Annotated in this window: 20 protein-coding genes; 10 read left to right on the top strand and 10 right to left on the bottom strand. The window is 66.1% G+C overall.

Annotation, left to right across the window (positions count from 1 at the left end; all coding sequences use genetic code 11):
• Position 1: 1 nt before the first annotated feature.
• From GC146_RS06305 to GC146_RS06345, 9 genes are read right to left on the bottom strand one after another with little or no spacing between them, the layout of a single operon-like run.
• Positions 2-1,057 carry a Gfo/Idh/MocA family oxidoreductase gene (locus GC146_RS06305; protein ID WP_291835998.1) on the bottom strand — a complete coding sequence of 352 codons (1,056 nt, stop codon included), beginning with the start codon at positions 1,055-1,057 and terminating at the stop codon, positions 2-4.
• Positions 1,054-1,980, bottom strand: a complete 927-nt coding sequence (locus tag GC146_RS06310; protein ID WP_291836001.1) for an NAD(P)-dependent oxidoreductase — start codon at positions 1,978-1,980, stop codon at positions 1,054-1,056. Before GC146_RS06310 ends, GC146_RS06305 begins: the two co-directional genes overlap by 4 nt.
• Positions 1,977-2,879, bottom strand: a complete 903-nt coding sequence (locus tag GC146_RS06315) for a dihydrodipicolinate synthase family protein (protein WP_291836003.1) — start codon at positions 2,877-2,879, stop codon at positions 1,977-1,979. The genes GC146_RS06310 and GC146_RS06315 overlap by 4 nt, the downstream gene beginning before the upstream one ends.
• Complete coding sequence (locus tag GC146_RS06320; RefSeq protein ID WP_291836006.1) at positions 2,876-3,409, bottom strand: ureidoglycolate lyase; 534 nt, start codon at positions 3,407-3,409, stop codon at positions 2,876-2,878. The genes GC146_RS06315 and GC146_RS06320 overlap by 4 nt, the downstream gene beginning before the upstream one ends.
• The gene (locus GC146_RS06325) at positions 3,406-4,356 is read right to left on the bottom strand and encodes an allantoinase PuuE (protein ID WP_291836011.1); all 951 of its coding nucleotides are present in this window, start codon (positions 4,354-4,356) and stop codon (positions 3,406-3,408) included. Before GC146_RS06325 ends, GC146_RS06320 begins: the two co-directional genes overlap by 4 nt.
• Positions 4,349-5,347 carry a M14 family metallopeptidase gene (locus tag GC146_RS06330; protein WP_291836014.1) on the bottom strand — a complete coding sequence of 333 codons (999 nt, stop codon included), beginning with the start codon at positions 5,345-5,347 and terminating at the stop codon, positions 4,349-4,351. Before GC146_RS06330 ends, GC146_RS06325 begins: the two co-directional genes overlap by 8 nt.
• Positions 5,344-5,790 (bottom strand): VOC family protein, encoded by a 447-nt coding sequence (locus GC146_RS06335; protein ID WP_291836016.1) that lies wholly within the window; start codon positions 5,788-5,790, stop codon positions 5,344-5,346. The genes GC146_RS06330 and GC146_RS06335 overlap by 4 nt, the downstream gene beginning before the upstream one ends.
• Before the next feature lie 56 nt (positions 5,791-5,846).
• Positions 5,847-7,046: a pyridoxal phosphate-dependent aminotransferase gene (locus tag GC146_RS06340; RefSeq protein WP_291836019.1), complete on the bottom strand. Its 1,200-nt coding sequence runs from the start codon at positions 7,044-7,046 to the stop codon at positions 5,847-5,849.
• A gap of 14 nt (positions 7,047-7,060) precedes the next feature.
• The gene (locus GC146_RS06345; RefSeq protein WP_291836022.1) at positions 7,061-8,638 is read right to left on the bottom strand and encodes a carboxypeptidase M32; all 1,578 of its coding nucleotides are present in this window, start codon (positions 8,636-8,638) and stop codon (positions 7,061-7,063) included.
• A 217-nt stretch (positions 8,639-8,855) separates the two neighbouring features.
• On the opposite strand from GC146_RS06345, the gene GC146_RS06350 reads away from it, so the two are divergent.
• The 10 genes from GC146_RS06350 to GC146_RS06395 are packed head-to-tail and all read left to right on the top strand — an operon-like array spanning position 8,856 to position 20,129.
• Positions 8,856-9,680 carry a DUF4438 domain-containing protein gene (locus GC146_RS06350; protein ID WP_291836026.1) on the top strand — a complete coding sequence of 275 codons (825 nt, stop codon included), beginning with the start codon at positions 8,856-8,858 and terminating at the stop codon, positions 9,678-9,680.
• A gap of 3 nt (positions 9,681-9,683) precedes the next feature.
• On the top strand, positions 9,684-10,562 hold the full coding sequence (locus GC146_RS06355; protein ID WP_291836028.1) for a DUF4438 domain-containing protein: 879 nt from the start codon (positions 9,684-9,686) through the stop codon (positions 10,560-10,562).
• Positions 10,562-11,650 carry an Ldh family oxidoreductase gene (locus tag GC146_RS06360; RefSeq protein WP_291836031.1) on the top strand — a complete coding sequence of 363 codons (1,089 nt, stop codon included), beginning with the start codon at positions 10,562-10,564 and terminating at the stop codon, positions 11,648-11,650. Before GC146_RS06355 ends, GC146_RS06360 begins: the two co-directional genes overlap by 1 nt.
• Positions 11,647-12,816: a Xaa-Pro peptidase family protein gene (locus GC146_RS06365; RefSeq protein WP_291836034.1), complete on the top strand. Its 1,170-nt coding sequence runs from the start codon at positions 11,647-11,649 to the stop codon at positions 12,814-12,816. The genes GC146_RS06360 and GC146_RS06365 overlap by 4 nt, the downstream gene beginning before the upstream one ends.
• Positions 12,817-12,844: 28 nt before the next feature.
• Positions 12,845-14,074, top strand: a complete 1,230-nt coding sequence (locus tag GC146_RS06370) for an amidohydrolase family protein (protein WP_291836037.1) — start codon at positions 12,845-12,847, stop codon at positions 14,072-14,074.
• On the top strand, positions 14,074-15,261 hold the full coding sequence (locus tag GC146_RS06375; protein ID WP_291836040.1) for a pyridoxal phosphate-dependent aminotransferase: 1,188 nt from the start codon (positions 14,074-14,076) through the stop codon (positions 15,259-15,261). The genes GC146_RS06370 and GC146_RS06375 overlap by 1 nt, the downstream gene beginning before the upstream one ends.
• Positions 15,258-16,682: a hypothetical protein gene (locus tag GC146_RS06380; protein ID WP_291836042.1), complete on the top strand. Its 1,425-nt coding sequence runs from the start codon at positions 15,258-15,260 to the stop codon at positions 16,680-16,682. The genes GC146_RS06375 and GC146_RS06380 overlap by 4 nt, the downstream gene beginning before the upstream one ends.
• Positions 16,679-18,076, top strand: a complete 1,398-nt coding sequence (locus GC146_RS06385) for a dihydroorotase family protein (protein ID WP_291836045.1) — start codon at positions 16,679-16,681, stop codon at positions 18,074-18,076. The genes GC146_RS06380 and GC146_RS06385 overlap by 4 nt, the downstream gene beginning before the upstream one ends.
• Entirely contained in the window at positions 18,073-19,119 is a 1,047-nt protein-coding gene (locus GC146_RS06390; RefSeq protein ID WP_291836048.1) for an ABC transporter ATP-binding protein, read from the top strand. Before GC146_RS06385 ends, GC146_RS06390 begins: the two co-directional genes overlap by 4 nt.
• A gap of 2 nt (positions 19,120-19,121) precedes the next feature.
• Complete coding sequence (locus GC146_RS06395) at positions 19,122-20,129, top strand: oligopeptide/dipeptide ABC transporter ATP-binding protein (RefSeq protein WP_291836306.1); 1,008 nt, start codon at positions 19,122-19,124, stop codon at positions 20,127-20,129.
• Between the two features lie 7 nt (positions 20,130-20,136).
• On the opposite strand, the gene GC146_RS06400 is transcribed toward GC146_RS06395, so the two are convergent.
• Positions 20,137-20,808: a GntR family transcriptional regulator gene (locus GC146_RS06400; RefSeq protein WP_291836052.1), complete on the bottom strand. Its 672-nt coding sequence runs from the start codon at positions 20,806-20,808 to the stop codon at positions 20,137-20,139.
• Positions 20,809-20,940: the final 132 nt, after the last annotated feature.

Genomic DNA, 20,940 nt, shown 5'->3' on the forward strand with positions numbered 1-20,940 from the left:
TCTAACTCCTCTGTTGCAGCGGAAATTCCGCTCTTGTCGCAAGTTGTGGTAGTTCGGCCAGTTCGACCGCTTCGCCTCTGCCTGATGAAAGAATGCAGGCTTCGAGCATCTGCAGCGACCGAAGATGGTCACGGCCTGTGCACTGCGGCGGGGTTGATCCCCGCCATGTTGTCACGAAGGATGCGAGCAGTGCGGCCGCATCCGTGATCCACTGCACATGTGCCTCCAGCGGCACATCGCGCAGATGCCTGTCGTCCCTGCGCGCATAGCGCAACGCGCCGAACATCTCCTGCTGGACGACCACCCCTTCGGTGCAGTCGGTCCTCCATTCGAAGCCGAGATTGTCCCAGTTGCCCTGCCAGGTGCCCTGGTAGTTCACGCAAAGCCCGCCATCGAAATCCAGGATCGCCGAGACGTTCGCGTCCCCGCGATACATCGACCAGGGCGGGTTGAAGGTGCGGGCATAGACGCGCACGGGTTCGGCCCCGTAGACGAAACGCATCAGGTCGAAGTGATGCACCGACTGTTCCCACAGCATCGGCTGGTCCATCGTCAGCGGATACTTGTTGAGGTGCGGCAAGGTGCCGTCGCGCCAGCGTTCATAAGTGAAGCGCGCGAAGGCGGGCCGGCCGACGGTGCCTTCGGCAAACAGCCGGATCATTGCCTGCGTCACGGGCAGGAAGCGGAAGTTGAGCCCGACGATCAGCGGAACACCGGCCGACTCGGCCATCTCGACGCACGTCTCGGCGGTGGCCATATCATCGGCCAGCGGCTTTTCGGCAAGGATCGCAAGGCCGTGCCGGCAGCACGTCTCGACCAGCGCCGCGCGCCCCTCGGGCGGCGTGCACAACAGCACCGCATCGGCCGCCACGCCGATCATATCGACCAGGCCGGCCCCCATCACCGCCTTGGGATACTGCCCCGCCAGGCGGTCCCGCGCGGCCGGGTCGGGGTCGCACAGCCCGACGATGTCGACGTCGGGATTGTCGGAAATGACCGCAAGCCAAGTGCGCGCCCGCGCGCCCAGTCCGACGACGATGAGGCGCATCGGGGTCATGCCACGCCCTCGCGCTGCAAAAGGCCCGCCAGGGCCGCGCGCACCGGCGTCCAGTGGAAACCGTTCAGCGCAGACGTGATGGCAGATCCCATCGGCCCCTTGGCAGCAGGCCAGGGCCCCGGCGCGACCTCTACCCGCGTTCCCGGCACCACCGCCGCGATGGCCTGCGCCAGGTCGAGGTCACTGAGAACCTCGGTGCTGCCGCAATGCAGCACGTCGACCAGGTCCCCGGGAAAGGTGATCAGCAGGCCGGCCAAGGCACGGCCGATATCGGGCAACCATGTCCAGTCGCGCCTTGCCTGCGGGGTCTCGACCCGGATGAGGCCCTCTGCCTTCGCCGCGGCGATCATCCGCGCCACCAGCCCAAGGCCGGGACGCGACGGGCGCGGCGCCTCGCGCGGGCCGAACATGTTGCCCAGTCGCAGGCTGAGCGTGGCAAAGGAGGCATCTGCGGCCCCTTGGGTCACGATCTCGCCGGCCTTTTTTGCCGCGGAATAGGGGCCGCGCGCCGTCGCCGGCGAAAACTCGGTCAACGTGCCAGCACCGTCATCGGCGCAGAACACGCCGGTTGAACTGAGAAAGACAAACCGCGCCGCGCCGGCATGGCGCGCCCAGGCCAGACACCCCGTGAGCAGATCCATGTTGGTGCGCACATGCGCCGCCGCACTGATGCCCAGTGTGGCCGGCCCGGCCGTGATGGCCGCGCCGTGGATGACGGCGAAGGGCCGCGCCGCGTTCAGGGTTTCCAGCGCCTCGGGCAAGGTGCCGGTGACGCGGCGGATCGCGCCCAGGCGGCTCGCCGCGTCATCGTCGAAGGTGCGGTCCACCGCGATCACGTCGAACCCGGCCGCGGCCAGCTCCACCGAGATCTGCGAACAGACGAAACCGCCCGCGCCGGTGACCACGACCAGCCGCGCGGTCATGGCGCGACCTGCGGGCCGGCAAGCCGCACGGCCTCGGCAATAGCAGCCTCGTGCGCGGCGCCGGTTTCGACGAATGGCGGCCTTACGCGAGCAAAGGCCATGTCGCCGCGCTGCCGCGCGACGGCGGCCTTGATCGCCGGGATCAGCGGGAGCCCCTCGAAGATCCGGCGCACGGCCGACACCTGCTCCAGCAGGGCACCCTCCCCCTCTATCCCCAGCCCGTCGATCAGCCGCCGGATGCCCGCCGGATTGACGTTGGCGCTGGCGCTGATGCAACCGGCGCCGCCGGCAGCAACGTTCTTGGGGATCAGCGATTCCGAGGCCGAGTAGGTGTCGATCTGGGGAAAGGCTTCGATGACGGCGCGGGTGTTGTCCCAGCTGCCGGAGCTGTCCTTGAGACCGGCGATGGTGCCCGGATATGCCTTCAGCAGACGTTCGATCAGGCTAAGGGTGATCGGCACGCCCGACATTTGCGGGATGTGGTAGAGGTAAAGACGCAGCCCCGCGTCCGCCACCGCCTCGATCACCTCGGCATAGGCCGCGAAAACGCCGTCCTCGGGCACGCCCTTGTAGTAGAACGGCGGCAGCACCAGCACGCCCCGGCAGCCAAGGCCACGGGCATGGGCGGTCAGGGCGACCGTGTCGGCGGCGGCACAACAACCGGTGCCGGGAATGAGGACAGCCGGGTCGATGCCTCCTTCAACCAGCGCCTCCAGCGCCGCCATCCGTTCCGCGACCGACAGCGAGTTCGCCTCGCTGGTGGTTCCGAAGGGGGCCATGCCATGCGCGCCCGCCGTCAGCAGGCCCTTGGCATGGGCAATGAACCGCGCGTGATCGACCGATCCGTCCTGCGCGAAGGGCGTGATGGCCGGAACAAAGACTTCGGGACGGCGGGTCATGCTTCGGCCCCTCCAGAGGTTGAGGCATGTTCCCGCACGTGGCCTGGCGCGGGCGCCACGACCTGGCAACTCGCGATGGTCCTGAACTCGTCATCCGGTTCACGTCCGCCCCGCCACATCAGCACGGCGAAACTGCCCACCTTGTCGAGCACGGTCGCCCCGAGGTGCCAGACGCCGGGGCTGTAGATGATGCCAAGCGTGCCCGGCATCAGCATCGCCAGGGCCCGTGTCGGGTCCGGTGCGCCGCTGGGATCGGACGGCATCACCAGCGCGACGTAGCGCGAGACGTCCAGCGGGATGAACACCTGCGCGGCAACCGGGTGCCGCTCCAGCCGCTTGATTTCCAGCGGCAGCACCGAGGGTGCCACATGGTTGACATGCAGGACGGGCGCACTGCCCTCGGCCCGCTGGTGCAGGTGGTCGCTGAAAAAGGCGCGCTGGCCCAGGGCCGCGGGGGGCTGCACGATCGCGCCGAAGGGCGCAAAGGCCGCCGGATCGACCGGGCGAAGCGGAACGCGAAGCGGCATCATCCGGCCCCTCCCGTCCCCGGCGGCACAACCGCGCGCCAATGCCGCGCGATGTCCTCGCGCCCGCAAAGCCACACGCCCGTCTTGCCGGCCACGTGATCAAGAAACCGCGTCAGGCCGGCGATGCGGCCGGGATGGCCGATCACGCGGGCATGCAGGCCGACCGACATCATCCGCGGCACCTCGGCACTTTCGGCCAGCAGCACGTCGAAGGTGTCGATCAGGTAATCCGCGAACTGGGCGCCGCAAAACACGTCGCCGCTGAGAAACTTCGCGTCGTTCGTCGTCATCGTGTAGGGGATGACCAGGTGATCGCGCCCCGCCGCCGTGGTCCAGTAGGGCAGATCATCGTTGTAGGCATCGCTGTCGTAGAGAAAGCCGCCATGTTCGGCGACCAGCCCCCGTGTCGCCTCGCTTGGGGCATAGCGGCAATACCAGCCCGCCGGTGCCCTGCCCACGCTGCGCAGGATGCTGTCATGGGCCATCGCGATGTGCTGGGCCTCGGTCGCCGGATCGAGGCGGTAATGCTCGACCCAGCGCCAGCCATGCGCACACAGATCCCATGAAGCCTCCGCGATCGCCCGGGCAATGGCCGGGGTTCGCTCCAGCGCCATCGCGCTGGCGAACACCGTCACGGGCAGCCCTCGCGAGGTGAAGAGGTCATGCAGCCGCCAGAAGCCGACGCGGCTGCCATATTCGTACATGCTTTCGACGGCCAGGTCGCGCTGCCCCTGCGGCACGCGCGAGGCGCGAACCTCGCTCAGGGCCGTTTCGCTGCGCCCGTCCCCCAGTTCCAGGCTGTATTCAGACCCTTCCTCGACATTGAGAACGAGGTTCAGCGCAAGGCCCGCGCCGTTCGGCCAGCGGACCTGCGGCGGCGCCGCACCGTATCCGGCCAGGTCGCGTGGCCTTGACGGGGCAGCGCCCGAGGGAGGGGCGTGATCAGTCACGCGTTCCCTCCACCTTGCAGTAGAAGCAGCACCAGTCGCCCATGTTGACATTGGGCAGCGCGCGCAGGCCAAAGAACATGCCCGGCGCAGGCGCCTTCAACTCGCCCACGGTGTCGCCGTAGACGTTGACGATCCGCGCGATCGGATCGCCCGTGGCCATCATCGTGAGAAACTTCACGCCCGGTTCGGGCAGGAAGATGCCCGAGGCCGGCGCCAGAAGCGCCTCCTGCTGGCCCTTGTAGGCAGGCGAAGGATACACCGCCTGCCCGTCCAGCATCTTGTAGTGATAGCAGATGTTGAGGATGGAATCGGCCAGTTCCCTGCCGATCTCGCGGAACTTCTCGGGCGAGGTCGCCGATCGTCCGCCCAGCTCGACCGTGATGCCGGTCTTGCCGATCGCCTTCATCGCCGCCATCGGGCTGCCCGACGGGTTGAAGTTGGACATGATGCAGCCCCAGCCGCGCCCCATCGCCTTGGCCAGTTCCACCGATGCGGGCGTCTCGTCGACGAAGATCGCCTTGTCGAGGAACGAATGCGCACCGCCCGAATGGATCGAGATCTCGATGTCGGCCACATCCTTCATCGCCTGCCAGTGGGCATGCGCCACCCGGTCCGAGAAATAGCCGCCCGCCTTGCCGGGGTAGATCCGGTTCATGTCGTAGGTGAAGGTATCGAGGGGGTTGCCCCGCTCGGCCGCGGAGAAGGCCAGCGGGTTCATCACCGGCACAAGCACCACCGCACCTTCAAGTTTCGCCGGGTCGATCCGTTCCATCGCCATGTGACAGGCAATCGGGCCTTCAGGCTCGTCGCCGTGGATCGCGCCATTGACCCAGAATACCTTGCCCGGTTTTTCGCCGTTGATGACGATGACCGGGATTTCAACCTTGACCCCGCCGGCAAGCTCGCCCGCCGGGATCACGCCGCGCACCATCGTGCCGGGTTCTGCGGTCGCCGTGCCGACCGTCAGGCTTTGGTTGGCCAGGGTGCTCATACCGCCGCCGCCCCGCCCTTGTTCCAGGCGTCGAGTTGTTCGGGGGTGTAGACCTGCATGAATTCGATCTCGATGCCGCCGGCATCGTTGTCGAGAAACGCGACGAACCCCTCCGGGTGCGCGTGGCTGCCCTTGACGTTGCAGGCCTTGCACAGGCGCAGTTCCGCGCCCTCGCTCTTGGCGTGTTCAAGGGCGGCGTCGATATCGTCGACCTCGTAGCAGATGTGGTGCAACCCCTCGGCGCCACGTTCGGCGATCCACGACGCGAAGCGCCCGTTGGGATCGGTCGACTGGCACAGCTGGTACTCGATGCCGCCCAGGTTGAAGAGCGCGACCTTGTTGCCCGACTTCGGGAAATGCACGATCTCGGTCTCGGCGGGCACATGCAGGTAGCGCGCATAGGCTTCTAGCGCCACTTGCGCATCCCGCACGGCGAATGCCATGTGCTTGATTCCCTTAACATTTGGATTGTCTGATTTCACCATTCTCGTTCTCCTGATCAGCCGGCGGTCTGAAGCCGTTCGGCGCGAATATCGGCCACCACTTGAGCCATGCGTTGCATTGCGGTCTGAATGCGATCCACGGGCTGGGTCATCGACATCCGCACGAAATCGTCGGTGTGGTCGCCGTAGATCGTGCCGGGGTACATCATCACCCGGCCCGTCGCTAAAAGCCGTTCGCAGAAGGCGCCCGCGCCCATGCCAAGGTTCAAGCTGGCGACATTGGCATAGACGTAGAAGGCGCCCTGCGGGTCGGCATAGCTCATGCCCATCGCGTCCAGCCCCGCGCAGATTGCGCGGCGACGCGCGTCATAGGTCTGGCGCATCTGCTCGACGCAGTCCTGCGGCCCGGTCAGCGCGGCCAGGGCCGCGTGCTGGCTGACCGCCGCCGTGGAGATGGCGAAGGCATGGTTGATCTCGGACATCGGGACGATCAGCTCGCGCGGCCCGGCAATGTATCCGACGCGCCAGCCGGTCATCGCGTAGGCCTTGGAAAACCCCGACAGGGTGATCGTCCGCTCGCGCATTCCCGGCAGGGCGGCGACCGGTTGAACCCGATGGTTGCCGAATACCAGCCTCGCGTAGATCTCGTCGGAAATCACGATCAGGTCGTGCTTGGCTGCCAGTTCGGCGATCTTGCGCACCTCGTCAGGCGGCGTGACGGAACCGGTGGGATTGTTGGGGTTGATCAGCACCAGGATCTTCGAGCGCGGGGTGATGTGCGGCTCGATCATCGCGGCGGTCAGGGTGAAATTCGTCTCCATCCCCATCGGGATCTTCACGACCACCGCATCTGACAGTTCGGCCGCTTGGCCGTAAGGGTTGTAGCCCGGGCACGGCACGATCATCTCGTCGCCGGGGTTGAGCAGCGTCAGCGCGATGATGAACATCGCCTGCTGACCTCCCGGCGTGACGATGATCTCGTCCGGCGCGTAAGTGGCCCCGCCGAAGGCCAAGATATTGGCGGCGATCGCTTCGCGCAGCGGCGCGATTCCCTGCGGGTGGGTGTAATGGGTGGCGCCCTGCGCCAGGGCGTCCTGCCCGGCCCTGACGATATGCGCGGGCGTGTCGAGGTCCGGGTCGCCCCGGCCGAGCTTGATGACATCATCCAGCCCGTCGGCGATTTCCAGCATCCGGGTGATCAGGTGCGCGTCCGAAAGCTTGACCCGTTTGGCCAGACGCGAGGATGGGCCGGTCATGATGTTCAACTCCTTCAGGCGGCGCGAGGCAGGTCGTAAACTTCAGTGAACTTCGCGGTCAGGTGGCGAATGTAGGGATCGGGATCGAGCGCACGGCCCGTCGCCCGCACCAGCAACTCGTCACGGCTGTAGCGTCGCCCGTGCTGGCAAATCCGGTCGGTCAGCCAGCTCCGCAGCGGCGCGTAATCGGCACGCTCCAGCCCCTGCTGGATACCCGGATCCTCGGCCGTCGCGGTTTCGAACAGCTGCGCGGCCATGATGTTGCCGATGGTGTAGTTGCAAAAGCCGACCTGTCCGCCCGACCAGTGCACGTCCTGCAACACGCCATGCGCGTCGTCGGGCACGTCGACGCCCAAATAGTCCTTGATCGCGGCGTTCCACGCCTCCGGCAGGTCCTTCACGGCCAGCGAGCCTTCGATCATCTGGCGCTCGATGTCGGTGCGCACCATGACGTGGAAATCGTAGGTCAGCTCATCCGCCTCGACCCGGATCAGGCTGGGCATCGAGCGGTTGATGGCGCGGTAGAACTCCTCTTCGGTGACATCGGCCAGCTGATCGGGGAAGGCATCGCGCGCGTCGCCGAAATGGTTGGCCCAGAAGGCACGGCTGCGGCCGACCTGGTTCTCCCACAGCCGCGACTGCGATTCGTGCGCGCCGAAGCTGACGCCGCCGACGGCGTAGAGGCCGATCATGTCGGTCGCCAGCGGGGTGCGGGTAAAGGCCGGGTCGACCCCCTGTTCGTACATTGCGTGGCCAGTCTCGTGCAGGGCGCCGAACAGGCACATCGGCATGTAGTTCGGGCTGACGCGGGTGGTGATCCGCACGTCGTTGCGGGTGAAGGACACCTCGAAGGGATGCACCGTGGTGTCGAAGCGGCCCCGGTTCGTGTCGAACCCGATTCGCTTGGCCATCTTCAGGGCAAAGGCCAGCTGATCGGCGGCCGGATAATCGCGGTAAAGGAAGTCCGCGCGCGGCTGTTCCTGCTCGGCAATGGCGCGGACCAGCGGCAACATGCCCTCGCGCAGGCGGGCGAACATCACGTCGAGATCGGCAATCGTCGTGCCCGGTTCCAGCTTGTGCAACAGCGATTCGTAAGGGTGGCTGCCGATCCCGATGGCCGCGGCAATCTCGCGGTTGATCTCGACCATCCTTTCCAGTGCCGGTGCAAACAGCGCGAAATCGCTGGCGGCGCGGGCATCGGCCCAGAGGTCATGCGCCGTTCCGGCCAGTTCCTCCTTGCGGCGCAACAGGTCGGCCGGGATGCGCTGGTGATAGCTGATCGCCTCGCGGACCTGCCTGACGATCGTGGCCTCGACGCTGTCGGCCGGCTTGCCGGCAACCTCGGCCTCGGCACTGTCGAGGTGGCGCAGCGTCTCGTCCGAGCACATCAGGTCTCGCGCCGCGACGGCCAGCGTGGCCACCTGCTTGCCGCGCGTCTCGGCCCCGCCGCGCGGCATCATGGTGCGCGAGTCCCATGACAGGACCGATCCGGCATTCAGCAGGTCGTTGACCCGGCCCATGATCTCAAGCAGCGCGGAGTAGCCCATCTGTTCGTAACCTTCCTTCATCTTTTCTGCGGTCTCGGAACGCATCGTCGTCCCGGTCCGGTCGTGGCTGTGACGGCTGCGCGAGAGAGCTTGACTAAGGGAAACTGTTGTGTGCTCAATCTGAATGCCGACTGTCGACAGTCTGACAATGAGGAAAACGCCGACAGCTTGTCAAGCGAAAGATCGGGCCCTTTTCCGGGGCCCCGGAACGGAAAGCGGAGCGATGCCACAGCCACGGACAAATGAAGCCAGCCTTGTGGAAATGGCTGTTGCAGGAAGCGTCAGCGAACCGGCGGTCAGGCCCGGACAATACATTCCGCACCCCGACGGACGCGCGGCCGTCCTGCCCGGCATGTATGGAATCACCTACAACGTGCGCTGCGGCAATCGTGCCTTCGGCTGGGCGGGCGACCATGTCGAACCCGGCGTATCCATCGACGACGAAAAGGACAGCGGCCGCCACCACGCGCTGCACTACCTGACCTGCATCGGCAACGAGGCGATGGTCACCTCCGGCATGGCGGCCGGCGCGCGCGGCGTGGTGATCGGGGAACATGCCCGCATCCTGGTGCAGTTCGATGCCGCCGCGCAGGAGGTGATGGTGCCCGGCGACCGGGTTCAGATCATCACCCGAGGCCGCGGCCTCGGCCTGCCGGACTTCCCCGAAGTGGAACTGAAGAAGCTCAGCCCGCGCCTGTTCAACGCCATGGGCGTCACCCTGTCGGGCAACCGCCTGCATGTCCCGGTGGCGATGGAACTGCCGATCCGCATCATGGGGTCGGGCGCGGAACTGAACTCGGAATACGTCGATCAGGACCTGATGTCGGGCGACCGGGCGCTGATGGCGGAACTGGGCATCGACAAGATGCGCCTGGGCGACCTGATCGCGATTCGCCACGCCGATCATCATTTCGGCCGGTCCTATCGTGAGGGCGCGGTGTCGATCGCGCTGTGCATCCACGGCGACAGCATCATGACCGGCCACGGCCCCGGCATCCTGACACTGATGACCGCGCGCGACGGCAGCATCGACTTCAGCGTCGATCCTGCCGCCAACATCGCCACCGCGCTGCAACTGGGAGACTGATCCATGAGCGTGAAAACCAACGTCGCCGACGTCGTCGCCGTCTCCTCGACCGGGCAGGTAGCCAACCCCTCGTTTTCCGGCCTGCCGGCCGAACCCTACCGCCTGGCGGCCGATGGCACGCCGTTCCTTTGGCCGACCTTCGGCGGGATCGTCTACAACGTCTCGGTGGGTGACAGCGCCTTTGGCTGGGCGGGCGACTGCATCCACCCCTCCGTCAGCATCGCGCATGCCGACCCCAACAAGAACCGCGGCCTGAACATCTTCGCCTGCGTGGGCAACGCCGCGATGGTGGCAAGCGGCGCGGCAAAGGGTGCCAAGGGCATCGTGACCGGCAAGTCGGGCCGCTTCTCTGACCAGGTCATCATCCATTTCGATGCGGCCACGCGGGCGCAGATCGCCGTGGGCGACACGATTGTCGTGCGGTGCGAAGGCGTGGGCCTTGCCCTGCCCGAGTTTCCGGACATCCGCCTCAAGTCGCTCTCGCCCGCGCTGTTCGACCTGCTGCCGAAGCGGGTCGAAGGGGGCGTGCTGCAGATGGGTGTCTGCGCGACGGTGCCGCCGCACCTGGTGGGCGCCGGCGCGGGCCTGACGTCGGAGGGCGGATCGCTGCACATGCAGTCGACCGACCGCAAGGCGCTGGCGCAGCTGGGGCTCGATGGCCTGCGGCTGGGCGACCTCGTGGCGATTGCCGACACCGACAGCCGCTACAACCACGGCTACCTGCGCGGCGCGATGTCGATCGGCATCGTCGGACAGACAGATGGCCCCCGCGCCGGTTACGGGCCCGGCATGACGATCATCATGACCGCGCCCGCGGGCCAACTGGGAGCGTTCGACGCTCCGGGAACCAACATTGCCACCTTGCTGGAATTGAACGCCTGATGACTGCTCCCATCCCTATGACCAATGTCGAGCGCAGCAGCCTGCGCAGTTTCGTGGCCGCCGGATTTCAGGCGCTTGGCCTGACCGCCGAGGATGCGGGCATCTTCGCCGACGCCCTGGTCTTTTCCGAGCTGCGGTTTCACCCCGGCCAGGGCCAAGGCGTGATGCGCCTGCGCCGCTACCAGCAACGCATCGGCAGCGGCGAGGTCAATCCGCGCGCCGGCTGGTCCGTCGTCAAGGAAGGCCCGGCACTGGCGCTGGTGGACGCCCATAACGGCATTGGCACGGTTGCTGCCGCAAAGGCGATGCGGCTGGCGATCAAGAAGGCCAAGGAGGGCGGCATCGGGACCGTCATCGTGCGCAACTCCACCCATTACGGGTCGAGTGCCGTCCATGCCTGCCAGGCGCTCGATCATGGCTGCATCGGCATCGCCTATACCAATGCAGGCCCCGAAATGGCGCCGTGGGGCGGGCGCGAGGGGGCGGTGGGTACCAATCCGTGGAGCATCGCCGCGCCGACCGACATGGGCTTTCCCGCCGTGCTCGACATCGCCATCACCACCGCCGGCAAGGGCATGATGAACTGGTATCTGCGCGAGGGAAAGAAGATGCCCCTCGACTGGGCGCTGACCCCCGAAGGGCTGGAAACCGACGACCCGGGCGCCGCGCTGAAGGGGGCGCTCCTGGGGATCGGCGGGCACAAGGGCTATGGCCTGGCCTTCATGACGGACGTGCTGACGGGCGTTCTGTCGGGCGGCGGCTACGGCCTGACGCCTTATGCCGACCCCAAGAAGCTCGACGTCTCGCACAGCTTCACGGCCATCGACATCGCGTGGTTCATGGAACCGGGTGAATTCGAGCGGCGGATGGGCGACTTCGCGCAAATGACCAAGAGCCGCGCCCTGCGCCCCGGCTTCGACGAGATCCTGATCCCCGGCGAGCAAGAGGCGCGCCGGGTCGCACGCAAGTCCGAAAACGGCGTGCCGATCGACAATGTCGTGCTGGCTGACCTGATCGAACTGGGCCGCGAACTGGGCCTGCCGAACCGCCTTGACGTGCTGGGCCCCTACGAAGGGGGCGTGCTGTGAACGACGTCTCCGATCTGCACCCGCTGTCGGCCACCTTTCACGCGGCGATGCGCGACCGTCTGCGCCAAACCGCCAGCGACAACGGACTGGACGGCCACCTGTTCTTGCGGCCCTCGAACGCGGCCTATGTCTCGGGGTTCTTCTACTCGGCCAACGAACGCCCTGTCGGCCTCTGGATCCCGGTCGAGGGCGACCCGATCCTCTTCATCCCGGAGCTGGAGCGCGAAAACGCCGAAGGGGCCACCACTCTCGCCGTGCGTCATTACACCGAGTTTCCCGGCGAGGTGCCCCCTCTATTGTGGATGCTCGACGAGATCGGACCCAAATCGCTGTCTCTCGACCAACTCGACGCATTGATGCTGCCCGCCGTGCGCGACCGCGTCCGGCGGCTGGACCTGCGCGATTACGCGATGGAACAACGCTACATCAAGACGCCCGAGGAAATTACGCTGACACGGGCGGCCGCGGGCTTTGCCGATCTTTTCCTGACGCGCCTGTCGGCGGCGGCGGGCGATATCATCGCCCAGGGCGGCACCGAGACGGACCTGCTAAACGACGCGATGGCCTTTGCCCGAGGCGCCCTGATGACGCGCCATCGCGCGACCTTTGCCGGAACGCCCATGGGCATCACGGCGACGGTCCACTCGGGCCCCCGCGCCGCCCTGCCCCATGGCGCGGTGATCGAACGGCAGCCGCGCCCGGGCGAGACGCTCATCGCGGGGATCGGCGCCAGCCTCGGCGGCTATCACGCGGAAAGCGGCGCGACCTTCGTGATCGGGCAGATGAATGGCGAACAGCGCCGGATCATGCAGGCCATGCAGGACTGCGACGCGGCCGCCGTTGCGGCCATCGTCCCCTCGGCGCGCTGCGACCTAGTCAACGTGGCCGCGCAGGACGTGCTGCGCGGTGCGGGCCTTGCCGATGCGATCCGCCACCGCATCGGCCACGGCATGGGGCTGGACGGGCACGAGGCCCCCTGGCTGGCCCCCGGCGACAAGACCCGCATCGCCGCGGGCATGGTCTTTTCCAACGAACCCGGGGTCTATCGTCCGGGCATCGACGGATACCGCACGATCAACACCATGATCGTGACCGAAACCGGCGTGGAAATCCCCTCGCGCTTCCAGGCCGACACCCCCATCGACGCGCGCGTCATCGCGTTGTGACCCCAAGCCCCGACCGAGAGAGAGACAGATGCCCGAACCAGCAGCCTGGAAATACGACAAGATCATCAAGAAGATGTTCAATGAGCCCGCGCCCGAACGGGTGTTCCTGGGCCGGGTGATCCCCTGCGTCGACAACACCGTGATCGAGGATGGCTGGGTTCACATCAAGGACGGAAAGATCGCGGCAGCCGGCCCGCGGCCGGCCGCCCTGCCCGCGGGCGTCGAGGTGGTGGATACCGGTGGCAAGACCCTGCTGCCTGGCCTGATCAACAGCCACGCGCACCTGAACTGGGACGGCATCCACGAATTGTCGCGCCAGTCGATGGACGATCCGCGCCCGATCTCGGTTTTCAAGGCCGCGGGCAACATGCTGAAATGCCTCCGCGCTGGCGTGACGCTGGTGCGCGACCTGGGCTTTCACGACCTCAATCTCTTCACCAAGCAGGCCGTCGAACAGGGTATCTTCCCCGGCCCGCGCGTGCTGGTCTCGGGCGCCGGCATCATCCAGACGGGCGGCCATACCTACTGGGTCTGCCGCGAGGCGACCGGCGCTGACGAGATGCGCCGCGCGGTGCGCGAGCAGGTGCGCGGCGGGGCCGACCTCATCAAGATCATGGCCTGTCACGACACGCTGGAATTCACCGATGCCGAACTGGAGGCGGTGATCGACGAATCCCACCGCAACCGCCTGCCGATCACCGCCCACGCGACCTATGACGCCTGCATCCGGCGGGTGGCTGAGTTCGGCGTGGATTGCATCGAGCATGGCGGATCGATGACCGACGAGACGATCCAGATTCTGCTCGACCGCAAGCTGCCGATCGTGACGACCTTCTCGGCACTTGTCCTGCAGGCCGACCCGGAGATCGGGCGCGCCTTCGGCATCCCCGAATGGAAGATCATCGAACGCCAGCACGCCGTGGCCGACAAGAAGCGGTTCGACGGGCTGGTCCGCGCGGCCAGGGCCGGCGTGCCGATCGTATTTGGCACCGATGCCGGCAGCCCGGCGGTGGAACATGACAGCATCGCACCGGAACTGGGCTTCATGGTCGAGGTCGGCGTCTGCCGCGACAACCTTGACGCGCTGCGCTCGATCACCTCGCGCGCGGCGAAGCTCAGCAAGCTCGATGACAGGATCGGCACGCTGGAAGCGGGCAAATGCGCCGACCTGATCGTGGTCGACGGCAAACCCGATAGCGACCTGAACGCGCTCAAGCGCGTGCAGATGACATTCATCGACGGGCGGAGGATGCACTGATGGCCGACACTTCGAAACTGCTTGACCGGCTGGCGCCCCGGATCGTCGAAGAGGACGGCTCGTTCCGAACCCGGATGCTGAACATCGCGGCGGGCATGTCCAACGTCATCGCGATGGGCCGTGGCGACCCCGATTTCCACACGCCCGCGCATATCGTGGCGGCGGCCAAGGCTGCGCTGGATGCCAACCAGCACCATTATACCGGCCCCACCGGCCTGCCCGCGCTGCGCGAGGCGATCGCGGCCAACCTGCGCGCGGACTACAACCTCGACTACAGCGCCGACGAGATCATCGTGACAGCCGGGGTGCAGGAAAGCATCATGCTGTGCATGCTGGGCCTGGTCTCGCCCGGCGACGAGGTGCTGATCACCTCGCCCCGCTTCACGACCTACGATACCGCCGTCCACCTGTGCGGCGGCACGCCGATCCCGGTGCCAACCCATGAAAGCAACGACTTCGCCCTCGATCCAGCCGAGATAGAAAAGCGGATCACGCCCCGCACGCGGCTGTTCGTGATGGTTTCGCCGAACAATCCCACCGGCGCGGTGACGCCGCCCGACGTCATTCGCCAGATCGCGGCACTGGCCGAGAAGCACGACATCTTGCTGATCGCGGACGAGATCTATGCCAAGCTGATCTATCCGGGCAACGAGCACCTGTCGCTCGCCTCGCTGCCCGGCATGAAGGCGCGCACGATCACGCTGAACGGGTTTTCCAAGACCTACGCGATGACCGGCTGGCGCGTGGGATACATGGCCGCCCCGCTGGATTTCGTCGAAAAGCTGACCGAGCCGCGCCACACGCTGTCGATCAACACCTGCACCATGTCGCAATACGCGGCGCTGGCGGCGCTGACCGGACCGCAGGACGACATGGCGCGGATGTTTGCCGAATACGCCGAGCGTCGGACCTACCTGATGGGCGCGCTGACCGAGGCCGGCCTGACTTATGGCCACCCTGGCGGAGCCTTCTACATCTACACCAACATCTCCTCGACCGGGATGGAAGCGCCCGAGTTCTGCGAGAAGCTGTTGCGCGAAACCGGCGTAATGGTGTTTCCCGGCACGATGTTCGGCGACGACAGCACCGATTACATCCGCATCTCCTACCTGCAACCATTGGCGAAGATCCGCGAAGCGATGGCCCTGATCGAGGGCTTCATCGCCGCACACCGGAGGGCGGCATGACCCCCGATCCCAAAGATAAGTTCGTCGGCATCCAGATCAGCCCGATCAGCTTCATCGACGAAGGCGTCGACGCGGTGCTGGACACGCTCCAGCACCGGGTGGGCGTCAACGTGCTGATGCTGGGCACGGTGTCGTGGCTGGGGCTGAAGACCGGCCGTTCGATCTCGCACCAGCTGGATGGCTGGCCCGACCACGGCGTGCCGGAACCTTTCACGATGCGCGGCGGCGCCTATTTCAACCCCGATCCGCGCTACTACACCAAGACCCTCATCAAGGATTTCCGCGCCCGCGATGCCGAGATGGAGGGCAAGGACATTCTCGACCTGGTGCTGCCCGCCGCCCATGCCCGCGGCATGAAGGTCTACGTCGAGTTGATGGAGCCCTTCTTCAAGTATGCCGGTCACGGGTCGGTCAACAACATCGAGATCCCGGGCCTGGCGCAGGTGATGGAGGTCGATGTCTACGGCCGGCGCAAGGACGAACCCTCGACCTCGAACCCCGATTACCGCAACTGGATCCACGCGATCATCGAGGACCAGGTGCGCAACCATGCCATCGACGGCATCATGTGGTGCAACGAGCGCAACTCGCCTCTCGACCAGATGATGCAGGGCCAGGCGCCCGGTGACTTTTCCGAGCCCGCCCGGCGCGAGGCGCTGGACCGCGGCATCGACGTGGAAGCATGCCGGCGCGCCTGCATCGCGATGCACGAATTCATGCAGGCCGCGATCGCCGGAGAGGAGTTCGACGACGGCGCCTTCATCACCTTCCTGCGGGTGCTGATGGACAACCCGGCCCTGCTGGTCTGGGAACGCTTCTGGCTGGAACGCAACAAGGACCTCGACCGCGAACTTTACGGGCTGGTCAAGTGGTGCAAGCCCGGCATGCCGTTTGGCCTGAACGTCTGGAACCGGAACCATTTCAACATCTTCCGCCGCGCGCAATGGCCTTGGGCGGAACAGACGATGTATGCCGACTGGGTCAAGCCGATTACCTATCAGCACCAGTCGGGCGAGATCTGGGCCAAGGAGTTCGGTTTCTTCCAGCGCACCATCCTGCGCGATTTCGACCCCGGCACGGCAGCTGCCGTGATGCAGGCCATGCTTGGGCTGAAAGAGGCGCCGCTCGACCAGGTGATCCAGGCCGGCATGGATCCCGATACCTACGTATACGGACAATGCGCCGACGCGGTGCGCGGGGTGCATGGCAAGGCAAAGGTCTACATGGGGCTGGGGATCGACGCGCCACGGGTACGGGCCGATCAGGCGAAATGCACACCCGACATCGCCTATCGCTCGGTCATGGCAACCTACCGGGCAGGCGGCCAAGGCATCGTGCTGGCGCCGAACTATGCCTCCATGCACCTGACCAACCTCGACGGGGTGGCGCGGGCGCTGGACGAGTTGGGGCTGAAGGCGTGAGCGGGCCCGACATCATCGTCGCGGGCGGCGCGGTTCTGACACCGGACGGCCTGCATCCGCTCGATATCGGGATCGCTGCCGGGCGGATCGCGGGCCTTTACGCGCCGGGAACGGGGCCGCGGGCGGAACAGCGCATCGACGCCCGCGGGCTGACAGTGCTGCCCGGACTGGTTGACATCCACTTTCACGTCCGCGCGCCGGCCTACCCCGAACGCGGCACTGTCCAGTCCGAAAGCCGCGCCGCGGCGGCGGGGGGCGTTACCACGTTCTTCGAGATGCCGATCTCCAAGCCCTGCTGTTCGACCCCTGCCGAAGTGGCCCGCCGCCTTGCGCATTTCAGCGAGAACGCCGTCGTCAACTTCGGCCTTTACGCGGCCCCCGGCGATCTGACCGAAGCGTCGCGCGATGCAATGCTGGCGCAAGGCATCGTGGCATGGAAGATCTTCACCACCCCCGCCCCGCCCGGCCGCGAGGACGAGTTTGAGGGTTTGGCCTTTCCCGACGAGGCCGACCAGTTCCGCGCGCTGGAACTGCTGGCGCCCACCGGCCTGCCGGTTGTCGTGCATGCCGAGAGCGCGGCGCTGCTGGGCCTCTTCGGCGAGCGCGCAGCGGCACTCGATCCGGCTGACGCCGCCACCCATACCGCCGCCCGCCCCGCCGTGTGCGAGGCCGCGGCTGTGGCGAAACTGCTTGCCATGAACATGCGCGCGCAGGCGCGGCTGCACATCGCCCATGTCACCAGCGCCGAAACGGTGGCCGTGCTGCGCGGTTTCGCGGGCACCTCGGATTTTACCGCCGAGACCTGCCCGCAATACCTTTTCGCGACCGAGGCCGACGTGGCCCGCGCGGGCATCTACGCCAAGGTCAACCCGCCGATCCGCGGCCAGTCCGACCAGGACGCGCTGTGGCAGGCCATCGAGGACGGTATCATCACCTTCGTGACGACTGACCACGCCCCCTTCGCGCGGGCCGAAAAGCAGGCCGCAGAGGGCAATTTCCTGACCGCGCCGCCCGGTGTGCCGGGGATCGAGTTCATCCTGCCCGCGATGCTGGACGCCGTTGCGGCCGGGCGGCTGGACCTCAAGCGCGCCCATGACCTGATCTGTGCCAACGGCGCCCGCCGCTTCGGCGTTGCGCCCGGCAAGGGAGCCATTCTTCCGGGCAGCGATGCTGACCTGGTATTCGTCGACTTGGCGCAAGAGACCTTGATCTCGGCGGCAACCTTGCACACCCATGCCCGCGAGGTGGCCCATCTTTACGAAGGCCGCCGGCTGCGCGGCAAGGTCATGCGGACACTGGTCGCGGGCCGCACGGTGTTCGAGAATGGTGTCGTCACCGGCGCGCCGGGGTTCGGCCGCCAAGTCAGCCCGCGCCGGGACGGAGGAATGCAATGATCGACCCAAACACCGACAGCCAGCCGGCCCCGACCATGCAGGACACCGCCCTGCTGGAGGTGCGCGGCTTAACTACCTGCTTCAAGACGGGCTTTGACGGGCGCGAGATCAACGCGGTCGAGGATGTCAGCTTCTCCGTCGCGCCCGGCGAAACGCTGGCCATCGTGGGCGAGTCCGGTTCCGGCAAATCGGTGACCAGCCTGTCGGTCATGGGGTTGTTGCCGCCGCAGACCGGACGCATTGCCTCGGGCAGCATCAAGTTTCGCGGCCGCGAACTGACGACCCTCAACAATGTCGCCATGCGCAGTCTGCGCGGCAATGCGATGTCGATGATCTTTCAGGAGCCGATGACATCGTTCAACCCGGTCTACACGATCGGGCACCAGATCGCTGAAGTCATCGTTCTGCACCAGAAGCTGGGTTATCGGGCCGCATTGAGCAAGGCGGTCGACATGCTTGAACTTGTGGGGATCCCCGAACCGCAGCGGCGGATCGACAACTTCCCGCACCAGATGTCAGGCGGGATGCGGCAGCGCGCGATGATCGCGATGGCCCTGAGTTGCGAACCCGACCTGCTGATCGCGGACGAGCCGACGACCGCGCTGGACGTCACCATTCAGGCGCAGGTCCTGGAACTGCTGAAGGATCTTCAGGCGCGGATGGGCATGGCGATGATCTTCATTACGCATGACCTTGGCGTGGTGGCCGAGGTCGCCGACCGCGTCTGCGTGATGTATGCCGGCCAGATCGTCGAGACGGCGCCGGTGCGCGACATCTTCGCCGCACCCCGGATGCCCTACACGGCCGCGCTGCTGGGCTCGATGCCGCGCCTTGGCGCCGGGCGGGACCGACTTGTCCCGATCCCCGGACACGTGCCGCCGCTGTCACGGCTGCCGAAGGGCTGCCGCTTTCAGGGCCGGTGCGGCTTTGCCCAGCCGAGTTGCGCCGCCGGTGAACCCCGGCTCGAACCGATCGCGGAGGACCACCAGGTTCGCTGCTTTCGCGCCGGCGAACCCGACCTTATTGAACGGAGCCTATCGTGACGATGCCAATTGATGCACCCGGCGCAGGCGCCCCGTCCGAGACGTTGCTGCGCGTCAGCAACCTCAAGAAGCATTTCCCGATCCGCGGCGGGCTGTTTGGCCAGCCCGCGGTCGCGGTAAAGGCCATCGACGACATCTCGTTCGACATCGGCCGGGGCGAAGTGGTCGGCCTGGTCGGGGAATCGGGATCTGGCAAGACGACGGTAGGCCGCACCATCCTGCGGCTGACCGAACCGACCTCGGGCCAGATCCTGTTTGACGGGCAAGATATCGCGGCGCTGACGCCGCAACAGATGCGCGCTCAACGCAAGCGGATGCAGATCGTCTTTCAGGACCCGGACGCCAGCCTGAACCCGCGCGAGACCATCCGCCAGGCCATTGGCCGTGCCCTTCGGCTCCACAACATCGGCACGCGCGGCGAACGCGAGGGCCGCATCGTAGACCTTCTCGAACAGGTTGGCCTGTCAGGCGACTATATCGACAGGTATCCGCACGAGTTTTCCGGCGGACAGCGGCAAAGGATCGGGATTGCCCGGGCCCTTGCGGTCGAGCCCGAATTCATCGTTGCGGACGAACCCGTCTCGGCGCTTGACGTCTCGGTTCAGGCTCAGGTCATCAATTTGATGGAAGACCTGACACAACGGCTCAACCTGACGATGCTGTTCATTGCACATGACCTGGCCGTGGTGGAACACATCTCGAACCGGGTGATCGTCATGTACCTGGGCAAGATCATGGAAATCGCGCCGTCAAGCACTCTCTACGCCGCACCGCGCCATCCATACACGCGTGCCCTGATGTCGGCCGTGCCGCGGCCCGATCCAACGTTCAAACGGCAGCGCGTGCTGCTGCAGGGCGACATTCCCAGCCCGATCAATCCGCCGTCGGGCTGCGTTTTCCGGTCCCGGTGCCCTGTCGCGGGGCCTGAATGCGCCGGCAATGTCCCGGCACTGGAGCAGATAGGCGAGGGACATTTCAGCGCCTGCATCAAGAACCATGAATTCGCCTAGAGCCGCCTCATCCCGTCTGTTCCCGACCGCGGGCGGCATGGCCCGGCTGCATCCGCGAAATCTGCAACAGGTGGTTTTCAAGTTCCTTGCGAAGCGCCTCCGGCGCGCTTTCCTGCCGGATCTGTTCACGGATGAAATCGCGGAACATCTCGTGATGGCGCACTACCGAGAAAAGATCATCGGCGCGATATTGGCGCATGCTGAAGATGATCATGACATGGCGCGCGATCGCGGACCACAGCGTCGCCACGATCTGGTTGTGTGCGGCCTCGGCAATCGCCTGATGAAAGCTCAGATCGGCCTCGAGCGAGGCGGCCCGGTCGCCGTTCACCGCCGCCTCGTGCATCCGCGCGATCGGCACGTTCAACTCCGTCGCGGCGGTATCATTCTCGCGCCAGTATTGCACCGCGTCGCGCAACAAGATGGCCTCAAGCGACAGGCGCACCTCCAGCACTTTGGCAATCGTGGCGTCGTCAAAGGCCGCAACCCGAAAGCCGCGCCCGGAATCGGCCGTGACGATGCCCTGCGCATGAAGAATCTTCAGCGCCTCGCGGATCGGCGCGCGACTGACGCCAATACGTTCGGCCATGGCCACTTCGGTGACACGCTCGTCGGGTTTGAGAATTCCTGTCGCAATCGCGCGCGCGACCGTGTCGGCAATCGTTTCAGTCAGTGTCACCCGTTTGGGGATCTTGAAAATTTCATCGGTCGAGTCGATCAATGTTTCCGCCCCATCAGTCCTGCGCTCCAAACAAACCTATCAAACAATGATCAAGAAAACCGCACGCCTGTTGGTTTATGCCACCAAGGG

Origin of the sequence: Limimaricola sp., assembly GCF_016125575.1 — a bacterium.
Taxonomy (GTDB): domain Bacteria; phylum Pseudomonadota; class Alphaproteobacteria; order Rhodobacterales; family Rhodobacteraceae; genus WGLM01.

Coding starts and splice junctions, on each gene's coding strand:
- GC146_RS06305 (WP_291835998.1), bottom strand. CDS start 1,057: ATGACCCCGATGCGCCTCATCGTCGTCGGACTGGGCGCGCGGGCGCGC.
- GC146_RS06310 (WP_291836001.1), bottom strand. CDS start 1,980: ATGACCGCGCGGCTGGTCGTGGTCACCGGCGCGGGCGGTTTCGTCTGT.
- GC146_RS06315 (WP_291836003.1), bottom strand. CDS start 2,879: ATGACCCGCCGTCCCGAAGTCTTTGTTCCGGCCATCACGCCCTTCGCG.
- GC146_RS06320 (WP_291836006.1), bottom strand. CDS start 3,409: ATGATGCCGCTTCGCGTTCCGCTTCGCCCGGTCGATCCGGCGGCCTTT.
- GC146_RS06330 (WP_291836014.1), bottom strand. CDS start 5,347: ATGAGCACCCTGGCCAACCAAAGCCTGACGGTCGGCACGGCGACCGCA.
- GC146_RS06335 (WP_291836016.1), bottom strand. CDS start 5,790: ATGGCATTCGCCGTGCGGGATGCGCAAGTGGCGCTAGAAGCCTATGCG.
- GC146_RS06340 (WP_291836019.1), bottom strand. CDS start 7,046: ATGACCGGCCCATCCTCGCGTCTGGCCAAACGGGTCAAGCTTTCGGAC.
- GC146_RS06345 (WP_291836022.1), bottom strand. CDS start 8,638: ATGCGTTCCGAGACCGCAGAAAAGATGAAGGAAGGTTACGAACAGATG.
- GC146_RS06350 (WP_291836026.1), top strand. CDS start 8,856: ATGGCTGTTGCAGGAAGCGTCAGCGAACCGGCGGTCAGGCCCGGACAA.
- GC146_RS06355 (WP_291836028.1), top strand. CDS start 9,684: ATGAGCGTGAAAACCAACGTCGCCGACGTCGTCGCCGTCTCCTCGACC.
- GC146_RS06360 (WP_291836031.1), top strand. CDS start 10,562: ATGACTGCTCCCATCCCTATGACCAATGTCGAGCGCAGCAGCCTGCGC.
- GC146_RS06370 (WP_291836037.1), top strand. CDS start 12,845: ATGCCCGAACCAGCAGCCTGGAAATACGACAAGATCATCAAGAAGATG.
- GC146_RS06375 (WP_291836040.1), top strand. CDS start 14,074: ATGGCCGACACTTCGAAACTGCTTGACCGGCTGGCGCCCCGGATCGTC.
- GC146_RS06380 (WP_291836042.1), top strand. CDS start 15,258: ATGACCCCCGATCCCAAAGATAAGTTCGTCGGCATCCAGATCAGCCCG.
- GC146_RS06390 (WP_291836048.1), top strand. CDS start 18,073: ATGATCGACCCAAACACCGACAGCCAGCCGGCCCCGACCATGCAGGAC.
- GC146_RS06395 (WP_291836306.1), top strand. CDS start 19,122: ATGCCAATTGATGCACCCGGCGCAGGCGCCCCGTCCGAGACGTTGCTG.